This is a genomic window from Oligoflexus tunisiensis (assembly GCF_001748245.1).
Classification (GTDB): Bacteria; Bdellovibrionota_B; Oligoflexia; order Oligoflexales; family Oligoflexaceae; genus Oligoflexus; species Oligoflexus tunisiensis.
In genome coordinates this window covers 3,851,365-3,872,220 of sequence record NZ_BDFO01000001.1, presented here as the reverse complement: position 1 = coordinate 3,872,220, position 20,856 = coordinate 3,851,365, and the positions used below count along the sequence as shown (strand labels likewise).

Below are 20,856 nucleotides of genomic sequence, written 5' to 3'. Positions count from 1 at the left end.
TTCTGCGTAAGTTTGGTAGCGATGGAAAAGAGAGAGCGGGAAACGGGACTCGAACCCGCAATCCTCGCCTTGGGAAGGCGATGCGTTAGCCATTACGCTATTCCCGCACTTAATTCAGGCTGCTGAGTGTAGACGCAAAGCCAGGCGCTCGTCAAATATTTCTTCGTCCCATAGCCGCGCTGATGAGTCGCTAGTAACCAGCTCCGGTGAGGACTGCCTTTTCGACCCGCCTGGCCAGGTATGTACCTGGAGAGTCAACCTGCCTTCGCCAGCATTCCACGCGCTCTTGCATCACGGAGGTAAAGACCGATCCAGATGAAAGCTGCGATGTAGATGGGAAACAGAATGTGAGAAAAGAGGGGATTGCTGACCCGAATGTGACTGGCGACGGCTCCTCCCAGATAACCGGTAAGAAGGACAGCACCAAGAACGGACGTTCGAGGCATGAGGTACAAGCCTACACAAAGGAGCAGAATCGTTCCCACCGTCGGCATGAGTTCTATGGGCCACTGAAGAGCTGCGCCGGCCTCAAGTGCTTCGGGTGGAAGTTTATCCATGAAGAACTTCATGACGCCGTCAAATACCAGAAAAAGCACAGCAAGACCGCTCAAAATCCTGCCGATCCATAGGCCCTTTTTTGAAATCTGTTTCATGTCGCTTCTCCTTGTCGACTGCCTTGGTTGCTTCGGAATACATCACGTCAGTATACCGAACAACCTCGTGTCGCGAAAGCCAGGGAACACGGGCTTGTGCTAGATTACCCGCTCGACATCTTCCGTGCTCCGGTTCGCAGGTATCATGTCGTTGTCGGCGATAACCCGAGCGGGAATGCCGACCGCGACCTTGCCTTCCTCGATATTATCGACCACCACGGCGTTGGCCCCTAAAAAACAATAGGGACCGACCTGGATGGTTCCAAGGATCCGCACGCCGGCTCCAATCACGGTATGAGCCCCGATCACCGGGCTGCCCCGAAACCGTGCGGCCCCGATCGTATTGTTGCCGAAGAAGACACAGCCCTCGCCGATTTTTGCATCACCACCGACCACGGTGCCCACGGAATGCACGAAATAAACCCCGTGCCCGAGTTCGATATCAATGCCCAGTTCAATCGCATAGAAAGCGGTTTGCCAAAGGCGAATCAAGCGATTGAGGAAGGGCACGCGCCAGCGCCGCAGCAGCTTCCGCAGACGAAAGCTGACGAGAATCGCAAAGGCATCGCAGGCCAGCCAGATCCAGAGATAATTTTTCAGATTCGCAGGCCTGTTTTCATAGGCCAGGATCATAAACATGTCGCGGCGAATATCATAAAAAAAGGACTGTCCCACGGGTCTAGGCTGCATGGTTTTTGGCCTCCGGATCGGCTGAAGGATCCTGCACCCTCAGCGGTGAAGCTTCATAGCCGCGGACATACTGCAGACAGTAGAGCACACTGCAAAGTGGAACCGCGAGACGCCGCGGCAAACCCCAGGCCAAAGGCAGAACCAGCCAGGACAGGGGCTGAATAAGAAACGGCCATTGAAACGCCACCCGGGCGAGCAGCCGTTTCACCCGGCTCGCACTCACGAAGATCTGCCGTGGATGCAGCTCGGGCTGATCGGGATAGTGCAGGGCGATCGCCAGATCATAGTGCCCATAGAGGCGCGCGCGTTGCATAAAGGAACGAAAGCGGCCGGTCGGGGAATTGTGAAAGGCGGCCGCCTCGGGCACAAACGCAAACTTCGCGCCACCCTCATGCTGAAGACGCAAACCCAGCTCGCGATCCTCGGCCTGGCGGAAGGCGGCATTGAAACCGCCAACCTTTAGAAACAGGTCCTTCGGCAACGAGACATTCGCACTGAAAAAATGCACGCCCGCCGGCACAAGCGTCCCTTTTTGAAAGCTTTCATACATGGTGCGAATGGATTTTTCATAGAACCATTCGAAGGCCGGCCGCCGGGGATTGTCTCGCGGGGGCAGGATCGCACCCAGCGCCACAGTCGCTGCGGCTTCCCGTTCGTGAAAGGCCAGATGACTTTGCAAAAAGCCAGGATGGGCCGCTTCCATATCATCATCGAGGAAGAGGAGAAAACGCCCTCGCGCCTCGCGCACCCCATACTGCCGCGCCACGGCCTGGCCCTGATTGTCCTGAGACAGCGTGCGGATCCAGCCATCCTTTTGTTTCTGCTCATAGCTCTGCAGAACACTCCAGGTGCTGTCACGGCTCCCGTCATCGACAATGACGATTTCCGATCGACTGTGATCGATCGTCTGCTGCAGCAAGGCTTCGATGAGAACCGGCAAACGGCTGGCCCGGTTATAGGTCGGAATTATAACGCTCAGGAGTATATCCATGAAGGTATTGTACCATGGTGACAGGCGCTTGGCAAAGGCACCAAAAATATCTTGGAAGTTAAATAAAAGTGTAAAACCTGCGCAGAAAAAATTCAAGTCCCCGGGACCCTGCGCCGAAGTTGGAAATGCACAATCACAGTCATTTGCGAGCAGGGGTCTCCATGAAGGACTTCAGTGAAAAACTGGAAGAGGAAATTCTCGGTCAATGGGGTCGGCAAAAACCATTGCCTGACCGAATTTACTTTTTCAAGGTTTTCCGCCGCAATGTGGGCATGATGAGCGTGGGCGTTCTGATCACCGGAGTCCTGGCTCTGCTTCTGCCCTTGATAGTGGACAACACCTATAAGTCGAGCGTCTATGCGATCTTCGATCACGTGGATGTTTCGGGATCCGGCCTGGGAACCTCGCCGCAGGTGCGGTATAACACCGTCGCCCGTCTGTTCCGGGCCCGCTTCGAATCCCAGGATTTCCTGACCGAAATCGCCAACAAACTCGGCGGACGCGATGTCTTCATGCGGGAAAGTCCGCTGATTCCGATTCTTGAGAAAATCACCAAAGGGCGCCTCAGCTTCCAGGATGAAGAACCGGAGGAGAGGGACGAAAAGGTAATCCTGGCCCGGATGCTGGGCAAACAGCTCGATGCCTTCCCGGAACCTGAGTCGGGGGTACTGACGCTCACGGCCTATACTCATTCCCCCAAGCTGTCCCAGGACCTGGCGAACGAAGCCATGGAACTTTTCATCCGCAAGGAGCTGGATGAGCAGATCCGGAGCCTCGACATAAAATTGAACTTTCTGCAAAAAAACATAACAAGAGAGCCGGAAGCCAGAAGTTCGAAGAAGTCCAGTACCCGGGAATCCCGAGCCTCGCGCGTCACCAAGCTGCAGGCTGAGGACCAGCAGACGGAACTGGAAGATCGTCTGCGCACCCTCAACAATCAGCTGGACAATGTGCGCATGGAAAAGGAACAGTCCATGGCCAATGTCAAACGCGAGCTGGTCCGTCTTCAGACCACGCTGCAGCCCAACCATCCCGAGGTCGTGGAAAAGCGCAAGGAACTCGACGTCATCGCCTCGCAGTATGCGAACAGTGAATATAAAATTCGGAGCAGCCTGGAAGGCATCCGAGGTCAGCTCCGTTCCTTGCGTTCGTCGTCCGTGCTGGGTCCGGATGTGACCAACCTCGATATCCGCGATTCGCAGGATTATCAAGGGAGCTTCTTCGTGGCGGTTTCCGATCGTATCAAGGATATCGAGCTGGAACGCAAGAACCTTATCCGGCAGAAGGATGACCCCTCTCTGCGCACGCGTCTGCGTATCATCTATCCCGCTGCCTATGAGCCGGCCCCTTATAAGAATAGCCGCCGGAACATGGCGCTGGCGGTGGTCGCCGCCGGCATAGGCGTGATCTTTCTCCTGGTTATCCTGCGCGAGCTGCGCAATCCACGGGCCCGCGATGTCTGGCGGGTGGAACGCAGCACAGGGCAGGAAATCGTCGCCCAGATTTCCCTGAAAAGCGCCAACGAGTTTTCGGATATCACGCCCAACCTCGCGGATAAACTGCGTTCGCATCTTTCCAAAATCAACAAAGTCGATGACGCGGCCCGAACACTCCTGTCCTATCGCCGCCTGGAACTGGCCATGGAAAAAAGCTGTCAGGGTCGGGTGGTGCTGTTGATCAACGCCGGCCCCTTTGATGAGACGGGTCTGGTCATCAAAAACTTTTTGAATATCTATGCGACGGATCATCAGGATGATTATCTCCTGATCGACTGCAACCTGCAGGATCCTGTCTATCGCAAGGTTCAGGGCGGACTGGATCTGGTGGACTTCTGGGAAGGCCGGGCGACCTTTGAAAAGGTAATGATACCGCGCGAGGAACTCGATGGCTTTGCCTTTGATGTGATCCCACCGATGCACAAACTCAGTGGTGAGAAAACCCGCTCCTTCCGTGAGGAACGCATTGAGCTGGCCCTCGACAAAATTCCGGGACATTACAAAAAGGTTTTCATCCGCGCCATGCCGGAGTCCCATTTCATTGAAAATATGGCTCTTTTGAAAGTCTCCAGCGATGGCTTTGTTTTTGTCGATGCCAATCACACGAATTATTTCGACCTGCAGCGGACACTGACGCATTTGCGTTCAGAGAAGCTGCGTGGCCTTGTGGCTGTGGGAACGTGAACGATGATCGACGCGCGCCAAAATTCTTCGATGCTGCCCCGGGCGATTTTGATTTTGCTCGGGCTGTCGCTGTTTTTGGATATCCCGGCCGCGCGTGCTTACAATGAGCACAGTGCCTGGACCGCGATGGTCGGGCGCTTTCTGTTTCACGGTATCCATGAAGTCTATGGCATCCCGCTTTCCTTTACGCTATTTGAAGTGCTCAGCTATGGGCTGGCCGGTTTGATCGCCATCCGCTGGGGCACGCAGCGCTCCCGCTTTTGGCTGATTCTGGCTCTCTCGGCCTTGCTCGTGCCCGTGGCCTGTGCGTTGGGAACCCTGACCGGTATTTTCCGTGGCAATGTGCTGGCGCTGGCTTTCAGTCAACTCCACTTTGTGCCCATGATTCCGGTCTGGCTCATCATCGGCTACTATCTTGGGATGCAGCCGGTCCTTTTGCAGAAAGCCGCACGCCTTCTGTTTTGGATTTGCATCTGGCGTAGCGTCTATGCCCTCTATGTCTTCCTCGTGATTTACGAGGGGCGTATGGGCACCCGGGAATATCTGATTGATCACCCGACGTCGGTGACTCTGGCCCTCGCGCTCGGATACGCAGGCTTCCAGGCCTTTACGCAAAGAGCGGATCGCAGCCGCCTGCTGGCCTACGCCGGTGCCTTTGGGTTGATGCTCTGGCCCTATATTCTGAATGATCGCCGCACGTCTTTTGTGGGACTCATGGCGGCCCTGCTGCTTTTGCCCTTTATATTGCCGAAAGCCTTCCGCCTGCGTCTGCGGGCGACCTTCCGCTGGGCGCTGGTGGCCGGCACGCTCCTGATAGCCTATAAGGTGGTTTATAGCAAGGCGCCCACCAACCTTGGTGAACGGGAATATGGATCGGATCTGATTGATGTCGGCAACCTCGACTATCGGCAGATTGAGAATTTCAACCTGATGATCGGTGTCATCGAGCGGCCTCTGCTCGGTCTCGGCTTTGGTACACGCTTTCCGCAGGCGGTGCCGCTGCCGGATATTTCCTTCTCGTTTGAACTTTTTGATGCCATTCCACACAATACCATGCTTTATCTTTGGACTTTTGCCGGTCCCTTTGGGATCGCGGCGCTGATGACGGCAAGCTGCATGATGATGGTGGTCCTTTCACGGATCGGTCAGCTGGCCCGCACGAAGCGGGAACTGATGCTGGCGTTTCTGGGGCTGATCGTGGTCACGCAGTGGGGAATGTATGTGAGTTTTGATATGGGCCTTTTGGAAAGCCGCACCTCCATGCTGGTGGGCGTCTTTGCCGGCGGCCTCTTTCCGGTATACGGACGGATTCTTGTGGAGCAATCTTATGCGAAGTATCAGAAAAATCTACAGCCTGGTCCTGCTATGCGGTCTGAGCACCCTTTTGGGCTGCCTCCGTCACTACAGTGGCAACGACCTCAAACTGGCGCCGCGCGGACGCACATTTAACGCGCAGGGTGAATACATCATTGGGCTGAATGATCGGGTCACGATTCGCGTGATCGGCAGCAATGATATGAATGGCGAATTCGTGGTCTCGCAGGCCGGAACGGTGAGTTTGCCCCTGATCGGTGCAGTGCAGGCCGCGGGTCAGACCGAAAAGGATCTGGCGCGGTTGATCACCGAGCAGTACAAGACTTTCTTGAAGAATCCGAGCGTTTCCGTGGGTGTGACCGGTTACGACAGCTATAAGATTTATATCACCGGCGAGGTGCGCAAACCCGGGGTTTATACCTTCCAGGAAAAGACCACGCTGCTCCAGGGCATCGCCACCGCGGGAGGGCTGGGTGAGTTCGCGCGCGGCGAGATCATTCTCCATCGCGCTGGCAGAAACGGAGCCATCGAAAAGTTTGTGACCGATTATGACTCCGTGTTGAAAGGCGAAAGCCGTCTGGACGGTTTCATTTTGGAACGCGGTGACGTGATCAACGTTTACTGAGGTGCCCCATGTACGCGAATGCGCTGGTCCTTTTTCTGCTGGCCTGGCTGGTTCTGCCCGGCCTTTGGCTGGCCCAAAGACCATGGGCTCTGTCACCAAAGGTGTGGTTTTATACCCTGCTCGGTAACATCGTTCTTTTTACATTCCTGGGCGTGCTGTTCAAGGTTTTTCCCTGGCTTATCGATCCGCGCGTGAGCCTTTAGTTACGTTTTCTTCATTTATTGGATCCCTAATTTCACCGATAGAGTTTCATGTTCACGCAAGGGAGCAACTCCAGCAATGTTGGGGCTTGGGATTAAAACTCATCTTCGGGCGTATGCTGCCAAATCCTGGCTGCTTTTTGTCCTGTGTTGTGGGATCAACCAAACTGCTCTGGCTCAGTTGCAGAGCACGGATCTCGCCGACCTGAAGGACGATGAGCTTGTCGAATTGAAGGGACCCTGGGATTTTTTTCCGAGTGTCTGGCTTGACCCCGGTGACGAGCGGGCGGCGCCTGCCACACTTCCCGCAGGCCAGTCCTGGACTTTCGGAGCGGCGGAAACGCAGTTCCGCAGTGGCGAAGGCTTTGCCACCTACCGTCTGTCCCTGGTGCATCTGCAGCCGCGCATGGAAGGTTATTCCCTGGCTCTTCGGAGCGCAGGCACTGCGCTTAAAATCATGATTTACCCACGGAACAAGCCACACAAAATGCGGTTTGCAACGGCGGGTCGCCTCGGACGGAATGCCGAGGAGGAAATTCCGCAGTTGCGGCTGGTTTCGCTGCGCTTTTTTCCAGAAGAGGACGAAACCGAATGGGTGGTCCTGGCCCAGGTCTCGAATTTTCACTATGCCCGCGGTGGACTTTGGACGGTGCCTTTCATCAGCGCCGGTGAGAGTGCCAACTTACTCATGGAAACAGATCGGGAACTTCTGCTCCTTTGCCTCGGCATGATCGCTGTGATTGGCATTTACAATGTTGTCCTCTTCATACGCCGCCCTGCGGATAAACCCACGCTTATGCTGGCTCTCTTTTGTGTTTTGGTGTGCCTGCGCTCGATGGCGAGTGATGACCTGATCTCCTGGTACATCCCCACTCTGGATACCCGTATCTTCGAATTTAAATATCTCGTGGAATATGCGACGATTATCCTCGCTCCCTGGACGGGCAATAGCTTTTTGCACATGACCTTTCTCTCGTCCTCGTCCCAGCGCTTCTATCGCTTCACATCGTTCCTCAGCCTTGTGGCCCTTGTGGCTATCGTGGCACTGGATACCTACTATCGCTCGCTGATCCTGAATCCCATCCAGGTTGTGACCCTGGTGCACGTCATCTTTGGTCTGAGCGTTGTCGTGCGGGCGGTTCTCCATCGTCGGCAGGAGGCGGTGCTGGCTGCCCTTGGGGCCTTTGCGCTGACCGTCTGCGTCGTCCACGATAGTTTAATTTCCTACAATATCTTTTCGCAGCCCTACCTGATGGCCGTCGGCATGTCGGTCTTCATCTTTATGCAAGGTCAGGTTGTGGCCCAGCGTTTCGCCAAGGCTTTCCGGGTTGCCGAACATCTGAGTCAGAAACTGAAGGACGAGGTGGAACGGCAGACCCTGGAACTCCGCTCCATTATGGAAAACATTCCGCAGGGCGTGTTCATCATGCTCGATGATCAAACCATACAGGGCAACTATTCACGGGAACTGGAGCAGCTTCTCCATGAAACGGATCTGACCGGTCGCGCCGCGCTGCCCATCCTTTTCAAGGACTCTCAACTCACCAAAGAGGATCGCTCCATCACCGATACGGTGCTTTTGAATGCGTTTCATGAGCCGACCTTTGTCTGGGACCTGAATGCGCCGCTCCTGCCTCACGAATTCGTCCGGCAGGATGCCGAGGGGCAGCCGCAAATTATTGCCATCGAGTGGCATCCCATCGTCAACCGGCGGGATGTTGTGGATCGGGTGCTGGTTACCGTTCGCAATGTGACCGAAATCCGGAATCTGCAGGCATCGCAGCGCAAGGATCAGCAGGCTTTTGCCCTGCTCCTCGAAATCGTTCAGGTGGCGCCTGGTCGCTTCCGTGATTTTATTCAGCAAAGCCATATGATCCTGCATCAGGCGCAGGAGGAAATCAGGGCCGACGTCACGAATTTTGCCGTGGTTCAGAGAAAGGTCCTGATGTGGCTCCATACCTGGAAAGGTGTGGCGCGCAGTCTGCGATTCAAAACCATGGCCTCGCATATCCATGATGTCGAGCAGACCCTGGGAAGTTTAAAGAATGCCGATGGCGCGAACATGCAGAAGGAAATCGAAGGCCTGCAGGAAAAGCTCAGGGACTATGAACAGGTCGGCAAGGAACGTCTGGGACGCATGGACGAGCATGCCGTGGGCGCTGCGGCGACGGCAGAAGCGAGACAGCTTGTGCAGGCCTGGTATCGTTATCATCATGAAACCGGGGAACGGCATCGTCAGGTCATGGAACACGCCGTCGAAGCCTTCGTGCGAACCGTGCCTGATATCACCACGGGGCAGCTGCTGCAGAGCCTGCAGGGCGAAGTCAACACGCTGGCTCAGGAGCTGGATAAACCCCAGCCCCGTATTGAAAGCCTCGGTGCCCTGGATCATCCCCTGCCTGACTCCATCTACAAAAGCCTCAGTTATGCCTTGCAGCATTTGATTCGCAATTCCATGGATCACGGTCTGGAAGTTGCGGATGAACGACAGAGCAAGGGCAAGGATCCCCGTGGTCGGATCACCATCAGCTTCTCCGTTCATCAGGGAACTCTGATTATGGATTATCGTGATGATGGCCGCGGTCTGGATTTGACCAGTGTGCTGCAGAAAGCCCAGGAAATGGGCCTCGCGGCACCGGCCGCGGTCCTGAAGCCGCACGAGACAGCGGCTTTGATTTTTGCTCCCGGGTTCAGCACCAAGGAGTCGGTGAATATGATTTCGGGTCGTGGTGTGGGCATGGATGCGGTGCGCTTGCTTGTTGAGGAATGCGGCGGCACCGTTGCACTGGTTTTGAAGGATGAGACCGCGCTGCAGCAACCCTTCCATCTGCGTGCCACCTGGGCGGTTGAGACGCTGATGGATCAGGTCGCTTGATTTGATTTAGCGGCAGGATCCGTCAGGATTAATCATGGCCACCTGCAGTTCAAGGGTCACCACTTTATCTTCCACGATAGTTCTCGGTGGCAGGGATTTCACGCCCCGCATGAGTCCGGCTGCCTTGTCGAGTTCCGGCTTCCAATCCCTTTCAGGTTTTTTGGCTGTCAGCTGATCACGGGCCTTGTTAATTCCGGACGGCATTCCCGTGTAGACGGTGGCGTAATCCAGACCCAGCACAGCGAACTGATAATAGAATACGGAGTTGGCCTCTATCTCAAGGTTCTTGTGATTCAATATCCTGTTGAAGTCGGCTGCTTTTTTTCCGCCACAGGAACGACTGTTGGAGGAGTCCCCGCAAATATAGATGCCATACACACCGGTATCCTTGAGATTTACCGGCAGGGAAACCTTGGTGCCTTCGATAATTTCCTTCAGAGAGATGGTGCGGGTGATGGGAGGCTTATTCCCACTCATGGGTTCCAGCGAAAGGAGCAAACTTCCGTTGGGCCCCACGACATTGCGCATGGCCTCGACGTCACCGGGATGACAAACAGGTTTTGGTTTCACGCGCACGGCGAACGAGGTATTGCCTTTGGCATCAACCTGCGTGCCGAGCTGATCCAGACTCGCCAGACGCATGCCGGCATGCGGATCGGCCAGACGCTCGGGTGGAGGCGGGGCTTTGGGAAGAGCATCGGTTCGAACGGCTTTCGCGGTTTTCGCGGAAAGGGCCGGTGTGGGGGCGCTCGGCGCCATGTCGGGCATTGGCTCCACTCCGAAATATCGGCTCAGGAGCAGACCGGTGATCAGCACCCCCGCTCCAATGAAGAGAGACTTGGCCGGGTTTCCGGCTTTTTTATTGCGTTTGATCCTGGTGCGGGTTGCACTGGTTTTGAGAGGCCTGGGTGGCGTCAGCCGCGTTTTTTCCTGACGCTGGACCGTGGCGTTTAAATCGCGGAACTTGATCTCCGTCGGTTCCTGAGGTTTTGGCTCCGGTGGATCCGGTTGCTTCAGGTCGAGATCCAGCGTGACAGGTTTCTTGTTGGGTTCATTGGGCGCCATAACTCTTGCTCCAGTCGAATGCTTGCGGAGACTTTGCTCCAGTCTCATGTTGACGTTTGGTTGGAGAGCTGGTTCCGATTATTGTTCCAGCTGTATGTTCGCGAAATTTTCAAACGGATAAACCTGTGTCTTCCGCGCGACCTTCAATGCCGATGACGATTGATCGATCACCATGGAGCGCACATCCACGGAAAGCGGTGAGTCTATGGCTGTCTGAGAAAAGCAGGCTTGCATCCCCAGCACTCCATTCGTATTCACTCGGCCCAGTTGCAGCGCATTCTGCGGAAAAATTCGGTTTTCAGCGGCCAATACTATCGCATTGTCGACCATATTCAGGCCTTCAATTCTCAGAGATGGAATTTCACCCTTTGGACAAGTGCTGCAGCCCTCTTCCATGGCCACTACATAGCTCAGGTTGGAGACGAAGTCGATGACCCGCTGCTCCGTCGGACGGCGACAGGTATTTTCAATTGTAACTGCGACGTTCACCGGGGCGTTGTTGATCTTGCGTTGAATCCACAGCCGCAGTTTCGGGCATTTTGTGTTGACTGGACAATCGTTGTTGGTTGCGGTTAGCAGCGCATGCCCGCTGGGTGGCACCGCAGGGATCTGTCCCCGACTGCGAAAGTCCCAGTCCTTTTTGGCAATCGTAAGGAACTGCTCAATTTCCGTTTTGCTGGACTGATCCATCTGTTTTTGTGCCAGGTATTTTTGCGAGCGCACCATCATCTTATAGCCCCCGACCGCAATCAGGCTGGTAATGGCCAGACTGATCGTCATCTCGACCAGAGTTAACCCGGATTCCTTGTGTCGGGCATTAATAAGTCGCATTCAGTGTACCCAGCTTGGTATCGTACATGACGTTATTGCCGGCCGGTGTGGTCCAGTGCAAGGCATAGTATACCTCCAGACCAAGGCCACGATCCTTGACCATATTCGTGCAAATGACCTGCTCATCGGTTTTGAAGTTTCGAAGCTTCACATACATTTCCACAAAGGCTCCGCGGTTGGCTGCGAAGGCATCCTCGGAAGCCTTCTTGCGGACGTCATCTTTCGTTCTGAGATCAAAACAACCATAAAAGGTATCGGAGTTCGGTGGCGTCGCGGCGGAAAATGGAGTCCGCTTGCATCGATCCAGGTCGGCATTTGCCAGAGCTGGGGCCGCCACCACCGTGGGTGTTTCACCGAGGCTATAAAATTGGACATCTTTGTGTTTGATCTCGATCAAACTGCCGATGTCAAATCCATCAAAATACGCATCGGCCGCCATATTGCAATTATCCTTAATGTAGTCCTTGAATTTCTGGACCATGGCCTGCATCACCACGGTTTCCACCTCACGCGCGGACATGGCCGCTTCCGCCCGCCTCCCCGTGACGCTGATATTACGAAAACTCTGCGAGGACATCACGGCAACGATGGCGAAGATGGCCATCGATACCATGATCGTCACAAGAGAGGCGCCGGATTCGTTGTTCCATGAGTGCTTGTTTTCCAAAGGTCAACTCCCACTCAAGGCTTGAGCTGCGAAAGTTTTTCCGATTGTGACTTTGCCAGCTGTTCCTGCAAATAGAGGTCGCCTGTGACCACTCCATCAGCAAGGATAGCATGATCGGCCGGATCTTTTGAATCCGTGGCCATTTCAAAGTTCCAGACCCATTCCGCTGGTGGCGATTTCTCTTCCATGACCGTGCGGATCGTTTCCTCGCCATTGGCACCGAAAATACGGTCTCCCGCTTTCAATTGCTCGGCCGCCTTGATGCCGGTTGGTGTCAGGAATGGATGTTTGGATGTGACACGGACCTGGCCCGCTTCCGTTTGGATGGACCACAGCGGAATCTTTTCCGGACCCGGGGTTATGCGGCGGATGGGCATCGCCTTCTGCCGGATTGGGTTCCACACCTGATCATCCAATTTCAACTGATGGATGGGCTTGTCGCTTCCATCGGCCATGCGAATTTTGGTGTTGGCCTCAAAGCAGCCGAGGTCCTGACGCAACTCGGTGAGCGCTTCGCAAGCGGCCGTGTCCGCGGAATTCACCACGGTAAAGGGCGTCCGGTTGCCACCAATATCCACCGCGAAGCAGCGGGCACCCGACGGGCAAGCTGACATTGTAGTTGGTGAGGAGGCGATACCTGCCACTTCCCAGTTGGGGCTGACGGGTTTGAAGTCCAGAGTCATATGGCCTACATGCCCGTTACTCAGAACGGTCAGGGGCTGTTTCTGGCCATAGTTGGGATACTGGTCACCAAAGAACGGACACTTGTTCATCCCGGCCGTGACGTGCACAAGGCAGGTGTTTTTACTGCCGTCGTTGGCCGTGACGGTACCAAGAATACGGTAATTCACAGGCTCAGCCGCGGAATTCGCGGCTTCCGTCAAAAGACTGGCGATATAGGATCGCAGGAGCAGCGAATTATAGCTGGCCAGCTTATTGAGGACGGCGGGATCCAGATCTTTCAAGAGTGCTATGGTTGAAAGATCCCGACCTTGTGCGCCTATGACATCCCTGAAGTCATTTTCTTTCATGCCTCTCAAGGCTGCTATCTGCTCAGGGCTCAGGGTATTCAAATGGGTGATCGTGCTGAAATCCAAAGTTTCTATGGACTGGATTTCGGCCGGAGTCAGAAGCGTCAGTGCATTATACTGATGGATCGACAGCGTCTGGAGCAAGGGCTCATTTTTGAAAACCGATTTCAGGATAGCACTTAATATACCCAGCTCTTCAAAGAGAGCTTTCTTCTGGTCGGTGTTCAGCTGCGAGAGGGCTGGATAGTATTCGTCCCGGATCTCCTGGGGTACTACCACGTCCGCTGTGTAATTGCTGACCGAGGGTGTGCAGAATGCCCCTTTGGAACCGTTCTGGGTCAGGCCGCCAATGGCCTTGCCGGTCGGATCTACAGCGCTCATCACCAGTGAATTGGGTACCACCGGGCCCTTCGTTTCCGACGTGATATTTACACACTGCCCCGGCGTAACCGAGGCCTTATCCGTCCATAGCTTGCAAAAGGCTGGAGGGGCTACTTTATACTTGAAGGAGCAGCTGACACCTTTTTCGCTTTCGTTATCCACCGTACGCAGATAGGCAAAGGTTTCAAATTCCACATAGCTCGTACCATCGACAGCCAGCAAAGGCCGCGGCGTTGTCACGGTCCAAGGATTGCCAACCCTTGCATTGATCCGGCGAACGCTATAGCCAGCACTGGTTTTATCCAATTCCCTCACTGTGTGGTCCGCGAACTCGCCGGCAGGGGCCAGCAGGGCCTTGTCAGTTTCAGGAACCCTGGCCTCCAGAGCCACACCCGACACCAGCAGCTCCAGCGTCATGGGTGTATTCGGCTGGAAGTTGACCTGTCCATCCACGCTGCTCAGAATGCATTTGGGCGGAAGCGGTGGTGGAACCGGGATGGTCGCCTTGCTCACGAGCTGCTGATTGTCAAAGGACCTGCTGGTCACCTCAGCCTCATAGGCCTTAATCAAGGCACTGTTGGGTGAGGGGGCGTAGATTGGTTTCAGAAACGTGATCGTCGCCGTATTGGTGAGAGCGGGTCGAGACCCACCGGCAACATAGGCTGCAAAATCACTGCTTTTCAGGTTGGCGTCAGCAGGGCTTTTGACTTCAAGTTTCATATTGGAGAAAGACCAGGTCGACACACCCGGCGCCGGGCGTGTTGTACCGATCTTGTCACCTGGAAAATAGTTATCCGGATAAATATAAGGCAGCGCATTCAGATCATCCGACTGCGGATTAGCCCCGGTGTAACTCATCAAAGCCACCGCCATCGACAGGCTCGAAAGATTTCGAGTCTCCGCCTTCTGCTTTTCCCCGGTAACCTTCGCTGATTTCAGCGTCTGGTTCATCTTATCCATGTTGTAGTAGACGGCTGTCCCGACGCTTAAGGCCAAAATCATGGATAGAAAGACGGACGCATCGCCTCTTTCATCCCCCAAACCTGGAAATTTCAATCCCATGCAGACTCCCCCTCAATACTATCTATAGTGCTTAAATGAGGTATCGGAACCCCTTGGATCCATCGCCAATAAAGTCTTTAATGGACGGATATGGCAGATTAATCTGGCGCGATTAAAGATCCCGAAAAAACCCGGGACTGAACGGTTTAATCCCGCTATACTCCCCGATCGGTATCCCAGCGCTTTCCCATGAGGGACGGCTTGTTCAAGGAGGTGGAAGACATGCAAAAAACTGAGGTCTGCTCGCAGGAAATGCAGGAGCGCTTGACACAGGAACTCGTATCACTGATCGCAGAAACCAATGGTCTTCCCCTGATGCCCACGCTGGAGATTTTTCAAAATTCCCGCCGTCTCAAGGCTCATCCGGATCTGCAGAGGATGGTCGCTTTGTTTCGCCAGCAGCTCGAACTATCCCAGCGTGGAAGCGGCGATATTCATGCGCTGGTCGATCATCCCATAGGGCGGTCGCTCTATCGATTTTTCAAGGCCTTTCCTCTGCCTTTTCGAGAGGAGCATACGCATCTGACCGGAGCCCTGCAGGCGTCGTTCCTTTACCCGCTTTTGCAAAAACGTCTGGAAGGTCCTGAGGGTCCCCTCTGTTTGCAGAAACTGCGGGAGGTTTATGGGCAGGAGGCGGATCAGCTGAAAAGCGTCCAGGATGTGGAGCGCATGCTGACGCTCAAGGAAACCGAACGGTTTGATCGCTACCTGCAGGTTTTATATTTACCCAAACTGGTTTTGATCGATCGCGAAGCTCATCGGACGGCGGCCTATCACCTGGCGCGCACCATGATGGAGGAGTTCAACGTCGGTTTCATTCGCATCAAATTCACCTATTCGCGTCTGACCACGGATCCCAAGGAGCAGATTCCGGGGGCCGAGCTGCTCACCAACGAGGAAAGCCTTTTGGGCCTTTATGAAGGGTTCCGCGCCTTTCAAAAGGAAAGACCGCAGTTTCAATTTGCTCTCTCGCCCTGCTTCCGCAAGGAGCCCGGATTTTACGATCAGCGCTTTGCCAGCAAAAAGCTCCACTTTCAGCAGCAGGTCGATGAAATCATCGACATCCTCGAGCGCCATCCGGAGCTGGCGCCCTGCCTGCAGGAAGTGGACACAGTGGGCGATGAGCGCAGCCTCTATCGCAAGGAGCATTTCCTCGAAATGCAGCAGGGTCTGAGGAAACTGGCCTCCCGCGGCTTTTCGATCCGCAGCCATCACGGTGAAACATTCTATACGTTAAAACGCGGAATCCAGGCCGTGGATAATGCCATGAATATCTGGAGGATCGACACTCTGGAGCATGGCCTTGCTCTCGGCATCAATCCCAACTCCTACTATCACATCATGCTGGAGCAGGCCCTGGCCCTGAATGATCAAAAAGAGGGCGTGCGGCCGGAATCCACGCTGGCCCGTGAGCTTGAGGAGATGCAGTGGGGCGAGCATCGGACGGTTTTGGAGCATCTCTATCAAGGCAAACCGCTGGATCCTCAGGAGATCAATCGCTTTGTGAAGGTGAAATTCCATCACGCCCGCGAGGTGGAACATTATCAGCATGATGTTCTGAATCGGGTCCTCGATAAATCCATGACGGTGACCGCCCTGCCGACGAGCAATCAAAAGCTCACCACCGTGGTGCCGGGCTTCAAGGATCATCCCTTTTCCTGGTGGGAAAAGAAGGGCGTGGACCTGGGGGTGGGTACGGATAATTATGTAACCCTGGGGACCAATTATATCCGGGAACTGGTCCTTCTGCTCCTGGCGGAGCCTGAGGATCTGAAAATAACCAAGCTTTTGATGGTGGCCACTGGGGAAAACCGCCGACCTTTCCTCAGTCACCTGCTTTGGGAAATGCGTAAGAATCTCGCTTAATTGAAAGACCGGGGTCGAACCCGGTCTGCAGAGTTTTCCTTAGGAAAAGAAAGCTCTAAATGAATGATTCCATAAAGGAATAAAAGAGGGGGAAAGGTTTTTGCCCAATGCACCGATAGTGTGGTAGGGGAGGGACTTTCTCATGCGATTCAGCTTAGCACTTCTCAGTTCATTGCTGGTGGCGATCACAGCCTGCAAACCGGCATCCTTTAAAAGTGTGGACGACGCCGCGCTGCTCACCGGTGAAAACATCAGCTCCGATGATGCGAGCGTGGGCACGGGCAACGCGCCGGCTGTGGTGGTGGATGAACTCATCGAGGCGGTCGAAGTCACCACGGTGGAAACCAAGCTTCAGCTCCCTGAAGAGACGCCTCCGCCCGAAGAGGTGAAACTGGCCTGCGCGGATGCCGTAAAGAATGGGACGCTGAAGTCCAAAGCCTTCCCCTTGTTCTTCCCCGCGAAGACCATGACCTGTGAATTCGAAAAGAACGACAACCTGAGCCGCAAGAATGAAGTTCTGCGCGCCCGCCGCGAGGAATTCGTGGAGCTGCCCTTGGAAGGCATGACCCGGCTTTGCAATATGAAGTTTGATGCGCCGCAGCAGGTCATGCGTTTTGATGATGAGATCATGATTACGCTGAACAGCCTCGTGGTGGCGGCGAGCCAGGATTATTCGACCAAATCGAAGCACCTGGAGGACAATCTGGAAGTTTATCCGAACGGCCTGACCGTGGATGCGGATGGGCTGGTGACTTACAAGTGGCTGCCGCCCAATGGAATGCAGAATCTGGAATACTTCAATGGGAAGCTCGCCAAATACTGTCTGGGTCTGGATCCCAGCAAGCCGGATTTTGACCAGCTGTGTCGGATTCCCAAGACCTCCACCAACGGCAACATGCAGCTGACTCTGCCTCAGGATGCTTTCCTGAAACTGGCGGCGAAGGCGGGCCTCGTCTTTGACAAGCAGATTCAGTCCGTGCCGAAAGCCCAGCTTGGATTTATCACCACCGGTGATAATGACAACAGTGACTGCCAGCATCTGGACTTTCGCATGACGGTGACGATCGATTACATTCCTTGATCGACGCGTACGTTCGCCACGTAAATTCAGAACGTCACAGCATAACTGACCCGCAACAGCTGCCGATCGTAGCGTTGCGGGTCTTGTTTGATCTGCTCCTGGGTGATGCCGAGCCCGAAACTACCCAAAACCCCTGCCGTTGATGGGCCCACCTGAGTGGTCCAGCGATAATCAAGGTTGGCCACGTTACTGATAAAATCCGCGGAACCGGGAACGGTTTTGTCGATGGACTGACTGCGCTGCAGATCAATCTGCAAACTCTGTTCAGGATCGACCACCCAAAGACCCTGAATGTAAAACTGATCCGCCAGAAACTGAGGATCTCCGGCCCGCCTTTGATCCAGATTCCGATCCCAGCCGGCCCGGAACTGACTTTGGGTCCGCACGTTCTCAATACGATCGAGATCCGGGCGCCGGATCATATCCTGAGCGATCGGCTGGGCCTTGTTCTTCTGATCATCGGGTTTCGCGCTGCGCAGCACATAGGAAAGGGCTGCTCCCATCACCACCGAGTTCCTCGTCTCCTCTTCCACATTCTGCTGCAGCCCGCCCACTGTGGTTTGGACCGACCAGTCCGTATTCAAAGCCCAAAGATCATCATTCCGAATTTCCCAGGTATCGGAGGCCTCACCGTCCTTCACCTTTTGGGTCCCGCGGATCACGCTTAGAGTGTTGGTCCAGCTGCGATTCAGAAGGTGGGACCAGCCCGCGGCGACTTCGCGACTTTCCAGATCCGTCGTTCCATCGATATTGCGGCTGATGCCTCCGGATAGGGACATACTGTCCATCGTGCCGAGCTGATGTTCATGGCGATATCCGGCGCGTGTGCCGGTAAAGGGCGCGCCGATTTCCAGAACGGTTTCCTCGAGAGGACGCTGCGTGGCGTCCGCCCCATGCGTGCGCAGCCAGCCGACTTCCACGGTATCGCTGCTGTGGGCCCCGCGCCAGGTGGCTCCCGATCGCGCCTGCAGTGCGGTGAAGGACGAACGTCCCGAGTCACCGGCGGTCGCTCCCAGTTCGGCCTGTGCATTGAATTTGGATTCTTCATAAAGGAAGAGGCTGCGACCACCCAGGATGTTCAAATGATCCGGGCGTTTGATTTCGGGATTGCGGCTCGAGAGCTGCTGATCGCGGTATTCGTATTCGATAGTGTTCAGATTACGGAGAGGGGCCGCAGAGAGGGAGCCCGTCGTCAGAAGCAGAGCAGCCGGCAAAAGCCTTGAACCCATGATGACATCCTTGTCGATCGGGATGGGAGATGAGGAACAGTGGGCCTGGTTCTCCAGGCCGTCTCACCATTCCGCGCTCTACTATCCTATCAGGCTGCCTCGGGCCGAATCCACTATCAGGCTCCGTCCGGCCGAATGAAGACGACCTTGAACGTCCGGAGGATGATCTTGAAATCCACCCACAGCGAACGCGTGCGGATATAGCGGATATCCAGGCGAACCCAGTCCTCAAAGCCAATGCGGTTGCGACCGCTGATCTGCCAAAGACAGGTGAGGCCGGGCTTGACCATCAGTCTTTGCAGCTGCCAGCGCTTGTAGCGTTTCACTTCGCGCGGGAGCGGCGGCCGTGGCCCAACCAGGCTCATATCACCGATCAGCACGTTCCAGAACTGGGGCACTTCATCAATACTGAATCTCCGCAGATACTGGCCGAGCCAGGTGATGCGGGGGTCACGACGAATTTTAAATACCGGGCCGCTCATTTCATTGCGATGCAGCAGCGCACGCCTTTGTCTTTCTGCGTCCACGACCATGGTCCGGAGCTTATACATACGGAAGAGGCGTCCGCCTTCTCCCACACGGATCTGACAGAAAAAGATGGGACCACGACTGGTCAGCTTAATTAAAGCCATGCTCAACAAAAGGACAGGAGCCGCCAGAATCAACCCGACCAGCGCGCCCACCACATCCAAAGTTCTAGTTAATTTTTCCACATGCGGCTGCCTTCTGACCACTGGAATTCGACCGGGAGTAAAACGAACAACGGGTTGCTCGTCCCTTTCGATGCGCGAATCTGTTCGCCGTTCATAGCGACGCTTCAGGGGCCTTGGTACGGGATACGCTCCGTGAGCAATTTCCTGTCGTTGAGCTTGCGCGTGCATGGTGCAGACCTCTTGCGTTCGGCCACCCTGTGTGGGAGCGGCCCTGGTGTTTGAGAAAATCCCTCAAGGGAATTTTTGCAAAAAGGGGACCAGTACAATTGGCGTGCCATGGTAGGTTAACCTGCCGAAATGTAAAGGAAAAAACTTCTTACGCGAAGGAATAAAGTGTCTGAAAGGAAGGCGTTGACCGGGATTTCGACAAGCGTTAAATATCAGTCAAATCAAGCGCTTAAGGAAATAGGGCGAGAAGTGTTCAGGCCTTGGACAGGGAGCGAACCTAACGATAGCCAAGGTCCACTCTTATCGCATAGGTTATTCTCCTAAAACCCACGGGAGGACATCCTTTGAAATCACGCCGCATCGCACTGATGGCCCTTTTGATATCCACGCTCGCCGCGCCTTTAGCCTGGGCTGCAGCGGAGAAGCCGCTCCGGCTCGGGGTAGGGCTTTTTCAACCCGATAAGAATAAGAATGACGCGACCTACCGCCCCCTCGCCGATTATCTTTCCAAAAAACTGGGACGCCGGATCGAGATGCGAACCGTCGATACCTGGGAAGGTCTCGCGAAATCCCTGGCGAACGGCGAAGAGGATATGGCTCTGCTGGGACCTTGGGGATATGTCCTGGCTCATAACGAGGCGGGCGCTCAGGCCGTTGCGAGCATTCTTTATGATGGCAAACCCGAGTACCATGCGCTGATCGTAACGAATCCGAAGTCAGGGATTAAAACCCTCGCCGACCTCAAGGGCAGGACCTTTGCTTTTGGCGACAAAGGATCGACCTCGGGCTATCTGATTCCCTATCATCATTTCATGAAAATGGGCCTTGATCCTGACAAGCACTTTTCCAAGGTTCTCTATACAAAGCACCAGGCTATCGAAACCCAGGTGGCCAAAGGCGAACTCGACGCCGGTGCCGACTACAACCGAAACCGGAATGCCATGATCGAGCAGGGTCTCATCAGGGCTGCGGACAGCCGGATCATCTGGACGTCCGACCCACTGCCGAATGATGCGTTTGCGGTGAGCTCCTCCCTGGCTCAGGATAAAGCTTTTGTGGAGAAGCTGCAGAGCGCGCTCGAGTCCGTGGGGGAAGAGCTGAAGAAAAATCCCGGGCTCCTGCCTCCTCATTATACCGGTTTCGTTCGTAAGGATAATTCCTTCTATAAGCCCATTCGCGATGCGGGACTGGCCACGGGCAAACTCATCCCGAAAGGTAAAACGTGAAGCGCGGG

The 20,856-nt window shown here is 55.0% G+C and carries 17 protein-coding genes and 1 tRNA gene; 8 read left to right on the top strand and 10 right to left on the bottom strand.

What is annotated here, in order from left to right:
* Positions 1 to 34: 34 nt before the first annotated feature.
* The 4 genes from OLTU_RS16160 to epsD form a co-directional block, all read right to left on the bottom strand.
* A tRNA-Gly gene (locus OLTU_RS16160) sits at positions 35 to 107 on the bottom strand.
* A gap of 147 nt (positions 108 to 254) precedes the next feature.
* Positions 255 to 653 carry a DoxX family protein gene (locus tag OLTU_RS16155; protein WP_141733799.1) on the bottom strand — a complete coding sequence of 133 codons (399 nt, stop codon included), beginning with the start codon at positions 651 to 653 and terminating at the stop codon, positions 255 to 257.
* Between the two features lie 99 nt (positions 654 to 752).
* Entirely contained in the window at positions 753 to 1,343 is a 591-nt protein-coding gene (epsC, locus tag OLTU_RS16150) for a serine O-acetyltransferase EpsC (protein WP_141733798.1), read from the bottom strand.
* Complete coding sequence (epsD, locus tag OLTU_RS16145; RefSeq protein WP_141733797.1) at positions 1,333 to 2,334, bottom strand: exopolysaccharide biosynthesis glycosyltransferase EpsD; 1,002 nt, start codon at positions 2,332 to 2,334, stop codon at positions 1,333 to 1,335. The genes epsC and epsD overlap by 11 nt, the downstream gene beginning before the upstream one ends.
* A gap of 161 nt (positions 2,335 to 2,495) precedes the next feature.
* Here epsD and OLTU_RS16140 point away from each other — a divergent pair, with 161 nt between their 5' ends.
* From OLTU_RS16140 to OLTU_RS16125, 5 genes are all read left to right on the top strand, one after another.
* On the top strand, positions 2,496 to 4,514 hold the full coding sequence (locus tag OLTU_RS16140; RefSeq protein ID WP_141733796.1) for a GumC domain-containing protein: 2,019 nt from the start codon (positions 2,496 to 2,498) through the stop codon (positions 4,512 to 4,514).
* Positions 4,515 to 4,517: 3 nt separating this feature from the next.
* Positions 4,518 to 5,963 (top strand): O-antigen ligase family protein, encoded by a 1,446-nt coding sequence (locus OLTU_RS31950; RefSeq protein WP_176736675.1) that lies wholly within the window; start codon positions 4,518 to 4,520, stop codon positions 5,961 to 5,963.
* The gene (locus tag OLTU_RS16135) at positions 5,899 to 6,453 is read left to right on the top strand and encodes a polysaccharide biosynthesis/export family protein (RefSeq protein ID WP_176736674.1); all 555 of its coding nucleotides are present in this window, start codon (positions 5,899 to 5,901) and stop codon (positions 6,451 to 6,453) included. Before OLTU_RS31950 ends, OLTU_RS16135 begins: the two co-directional genes overlap by 65 nt.
* 8 nt (positions 6,454 to 6,461) lie before the next feature.
* Positions 6,462 to 6,656, top strand: a complete 195-nt coding sequence (locus OLTU_RS16130) for a hypothetical protein (RefSeq protein ID WP_141733794.1) — start codon at positions 6,462 to 6,464, stop codon at positions 6,654 to 6,656.
* Between the two features lie 76 nt (positions 6,657 to 6,732).
* Positions 6,733 to 9,528: a 7TM diverse intracellular signaling domain-containing protein gene (locus OLTU_RS16125; protein ID WP_141733793.1), complete on the top strand. Its 2,796-nt coding sequence runs from the start codon at positions 6,733 to 6,735 to the stop codon at positions 9,526 to 9,528.
* Between the two features lie 6 nt (positions 9,529 to 9,534).
* On the opposite strand, the gene OLTU_RS16120 is transcribed toward OLTU_RS16125, so the two are convergent.
* The 4 genes from OLTU_RS16120 to OLTU_RS16105 form a co-directional block, all read right to left on the bottom strand.
* Positions 9,535 to 10,593, bottom strand: coding sequence for a hypothetical protein (locus OLTU_RS16120; protein WP_141733792.1), 1,059 nt, complete (start codon positions 10,591 to 10,593; stop codon positions 9,535 to 9,537).
* A 78-nt stretch (positions 10,594 to 10,671) separates the two neighbouring features.
* Positions 10,672 to 11,424, bottom strand: a complete 753-nt coding sequence (locus OLTU_RS16115; protein ID WP_141733791.1) for a PulJ/GspJ family protein — start codon at positions 11,422 to 11,424, stop codon at positions 10,672 to 10,674.
* A complete protein-coding gene (locus tag OLTU_RS16110; RefSeq protein ID WP_141733790.1) occupies positions 11,411 to 12,091 on the bottom strand; it encodes a PulJ/GspJ family protein in 681 nt (226 codons plus the stop codon). Before OLTU_RS16110 ends, OLTU_RS16115 begins: the two co-directional genes overlap by 14 nt.
* A 14-nt stretch (positions 12,092 to 12,105) precedes the next feature.
* Complete coding sequence (locus OLTU_RS16105) at positions 12,106 to 14,565, bottom strand: Hint domain-containing protein (RefSeq protein ID WP_141733789.1); 2,460 nt, start codon at positions 14,563 to 14,565, stop codon at positions 12,106 to 12,108.
* A gap of 222 nt (positions 14,566 to 14,787) precedes the next feature.
* Between OLTU_RS16105 and OLTU_RS16100 the strand changes: the two genes are divergently transcribed.
* Both OLTU_RS16100 and OLTU_RS16095 read left to right on the top strand, forming a co-directional pair.
* Complete coding sequence (locus tag OLTU_RS16100; protein WP_218110072.1) at positions 14,788 to 16,431, top strand: amidohydrolase family protein; 1,644 nt, start codon at positions 14,788 to 14,790, stop codon at positions 16,429 to 16,431.
* A 142-nt stretch (positions 16,432 to 16,573) separates the two neighbouring features.
* On the top strand, positions 16,574 to 17,512 hold the full coding sequence (locus tag OLTU_RS16095) for a hypothetical protein (protein WP_141733788.1): 939 nt from the start codon (positions 16,574 to 16,576) through the stop codon (positions 17,510 to 17,512).
* A gap of 26 nt (positions 17,513 to 17,538) precedes the next feature.
* On the opposite strand, the gene OLTU_RS16090 is transcribed toward OLTU_RS16095, so the two are convergent.
* Positions 17,539 to 18,741, bottom strand: coding sequence for a hypothetical protein (locus tag OLTU_RS16090; RefSeq protein ID WP_141733787.1), 1,203 nt, complete (start codon positions 18,739 to 18,741; stop codon positions 17,539 to 17,541).
* A gap of 116 nt (positions 18,742 to 18,857) precedes the next feature.
* Positions 18,858 to 19,454: a sugar transferase gene (locus OLTU_RS16085; protein WP_218110071.1), complete on the bottom strand. Its 597-nt coding sequence runs from the start codon at positions 19,452 to 19,454 to the stop codon at positions 18,858 to 18,860.
* A gap of 512 nt (positions 19,455 to 19,966) precedes the next feature.
* Here OLTU_RS16085 and OLTU_RS16080 point away from each other — a divergent pair.
* Positions 19,967 to 20,848 carry a phosphate/phosphite/phosphonate ABC transporter substrate-binding protein gene (locus tag OLTU_RS16080; protein ID WP_218110070.1) on the top strand — a complete coding sequence of 294 codons (882 nt, stop codon included), beginning with the start codon at positions 19,967 to 19,969 and terminating at the stop codon, positions 20,846 to 20,848.
* Positions 20,849 to 20,856: the final 8 nt, after the last annotated feature.

Coding starts and splice junctions, on each gene's coding strand:
- OLTU_RS16155 (WP_141733799.1), bottom strand. CDS start 653: ATGAAACAGATTTCAAAAAAGGGCCTATGGATCGGCAGGATTTTGAGC.
- epsC (WP_141733798.1), bottom strand. CDS start 1,343: ATGCAGCCTAGACCCGTGGGACAGTCCTTTTTTTATGATATTCGCCGC.
- epsD (WP_141733797.1), bottom strand. CDS start 2,334: ATGGATATACTCCTGAGCGTTATAATTCCGACCTATAACCGGGCCAGC.
- OLTU_RS16140 (WP_141733796.1), top strand. CDS start 2,496: ATGAAGGACTTCAGTGAAAAACTGGAAGAGGAAATTCTCGGTCAATGG.
- OLTU_RS31950 (WP_176736675.1), top strand. CDS start 4,518: ATGATCGACGCGCGCCAAAATTCTTCGATGCTGCCCCGGGCGATTTTG.
- OLTU_RS16130 (WP_141733794.1), top strand. CDS start 6,462: ATGTACGCGAATGCGCTGGTCCTTTTTCTGCTGGCCTGGCTGGTTCTG.
- OLTU_RS16125 (WP_141733793.1), top strand. CDS start 6,733: ATGTTGGGGCTTGGGATTAAAACTCATCTTCGGGCGTATGCTGCCAAA.
- OLTU_RS16120 (WP_141733792.1), bottom strand. CDS start 10,593: ATGGCGCCCAATGAACCCAACAAGAAACCTGTCACGCTGGATCTCGAC.
- OLTU_RS16115 (WP_141733791.1), bottom strand. CDS start 11,424: ATGCGACTTATTAATGCCCGACACAAGGAATCCGGGTTAACTCTGGTC.
- OLTU_RS16105 (WP_141733789.1), bottom strand. CDS start 14,565: ATGGGATTGAAATTTCCAGGTTTGGGGGATGAAAGAGGCGATGCGTCC.
- OLTU_RS16100 (WP_218110072.1), top strand. CDS start 14,788: ATGCAAAAAACTGAGGTCTGCTCGCAGGAAATGCAGGAGCGCTTGACA.
- OLTU_RS16095 (WP_141733788.1), top strand. CDS start 16,574: ATGCGATTCAGCTTAGCACTTCTCAGTTCATTGCTGGTGGCGATCACA.
- OLTU_RS16090 (WP_141733787.1), bottom strand. CDS start 18,741: ATGGGTTCAAGGCTTTTGCCGGCTGCTCTGCTTCTGACGACGGGCTCC.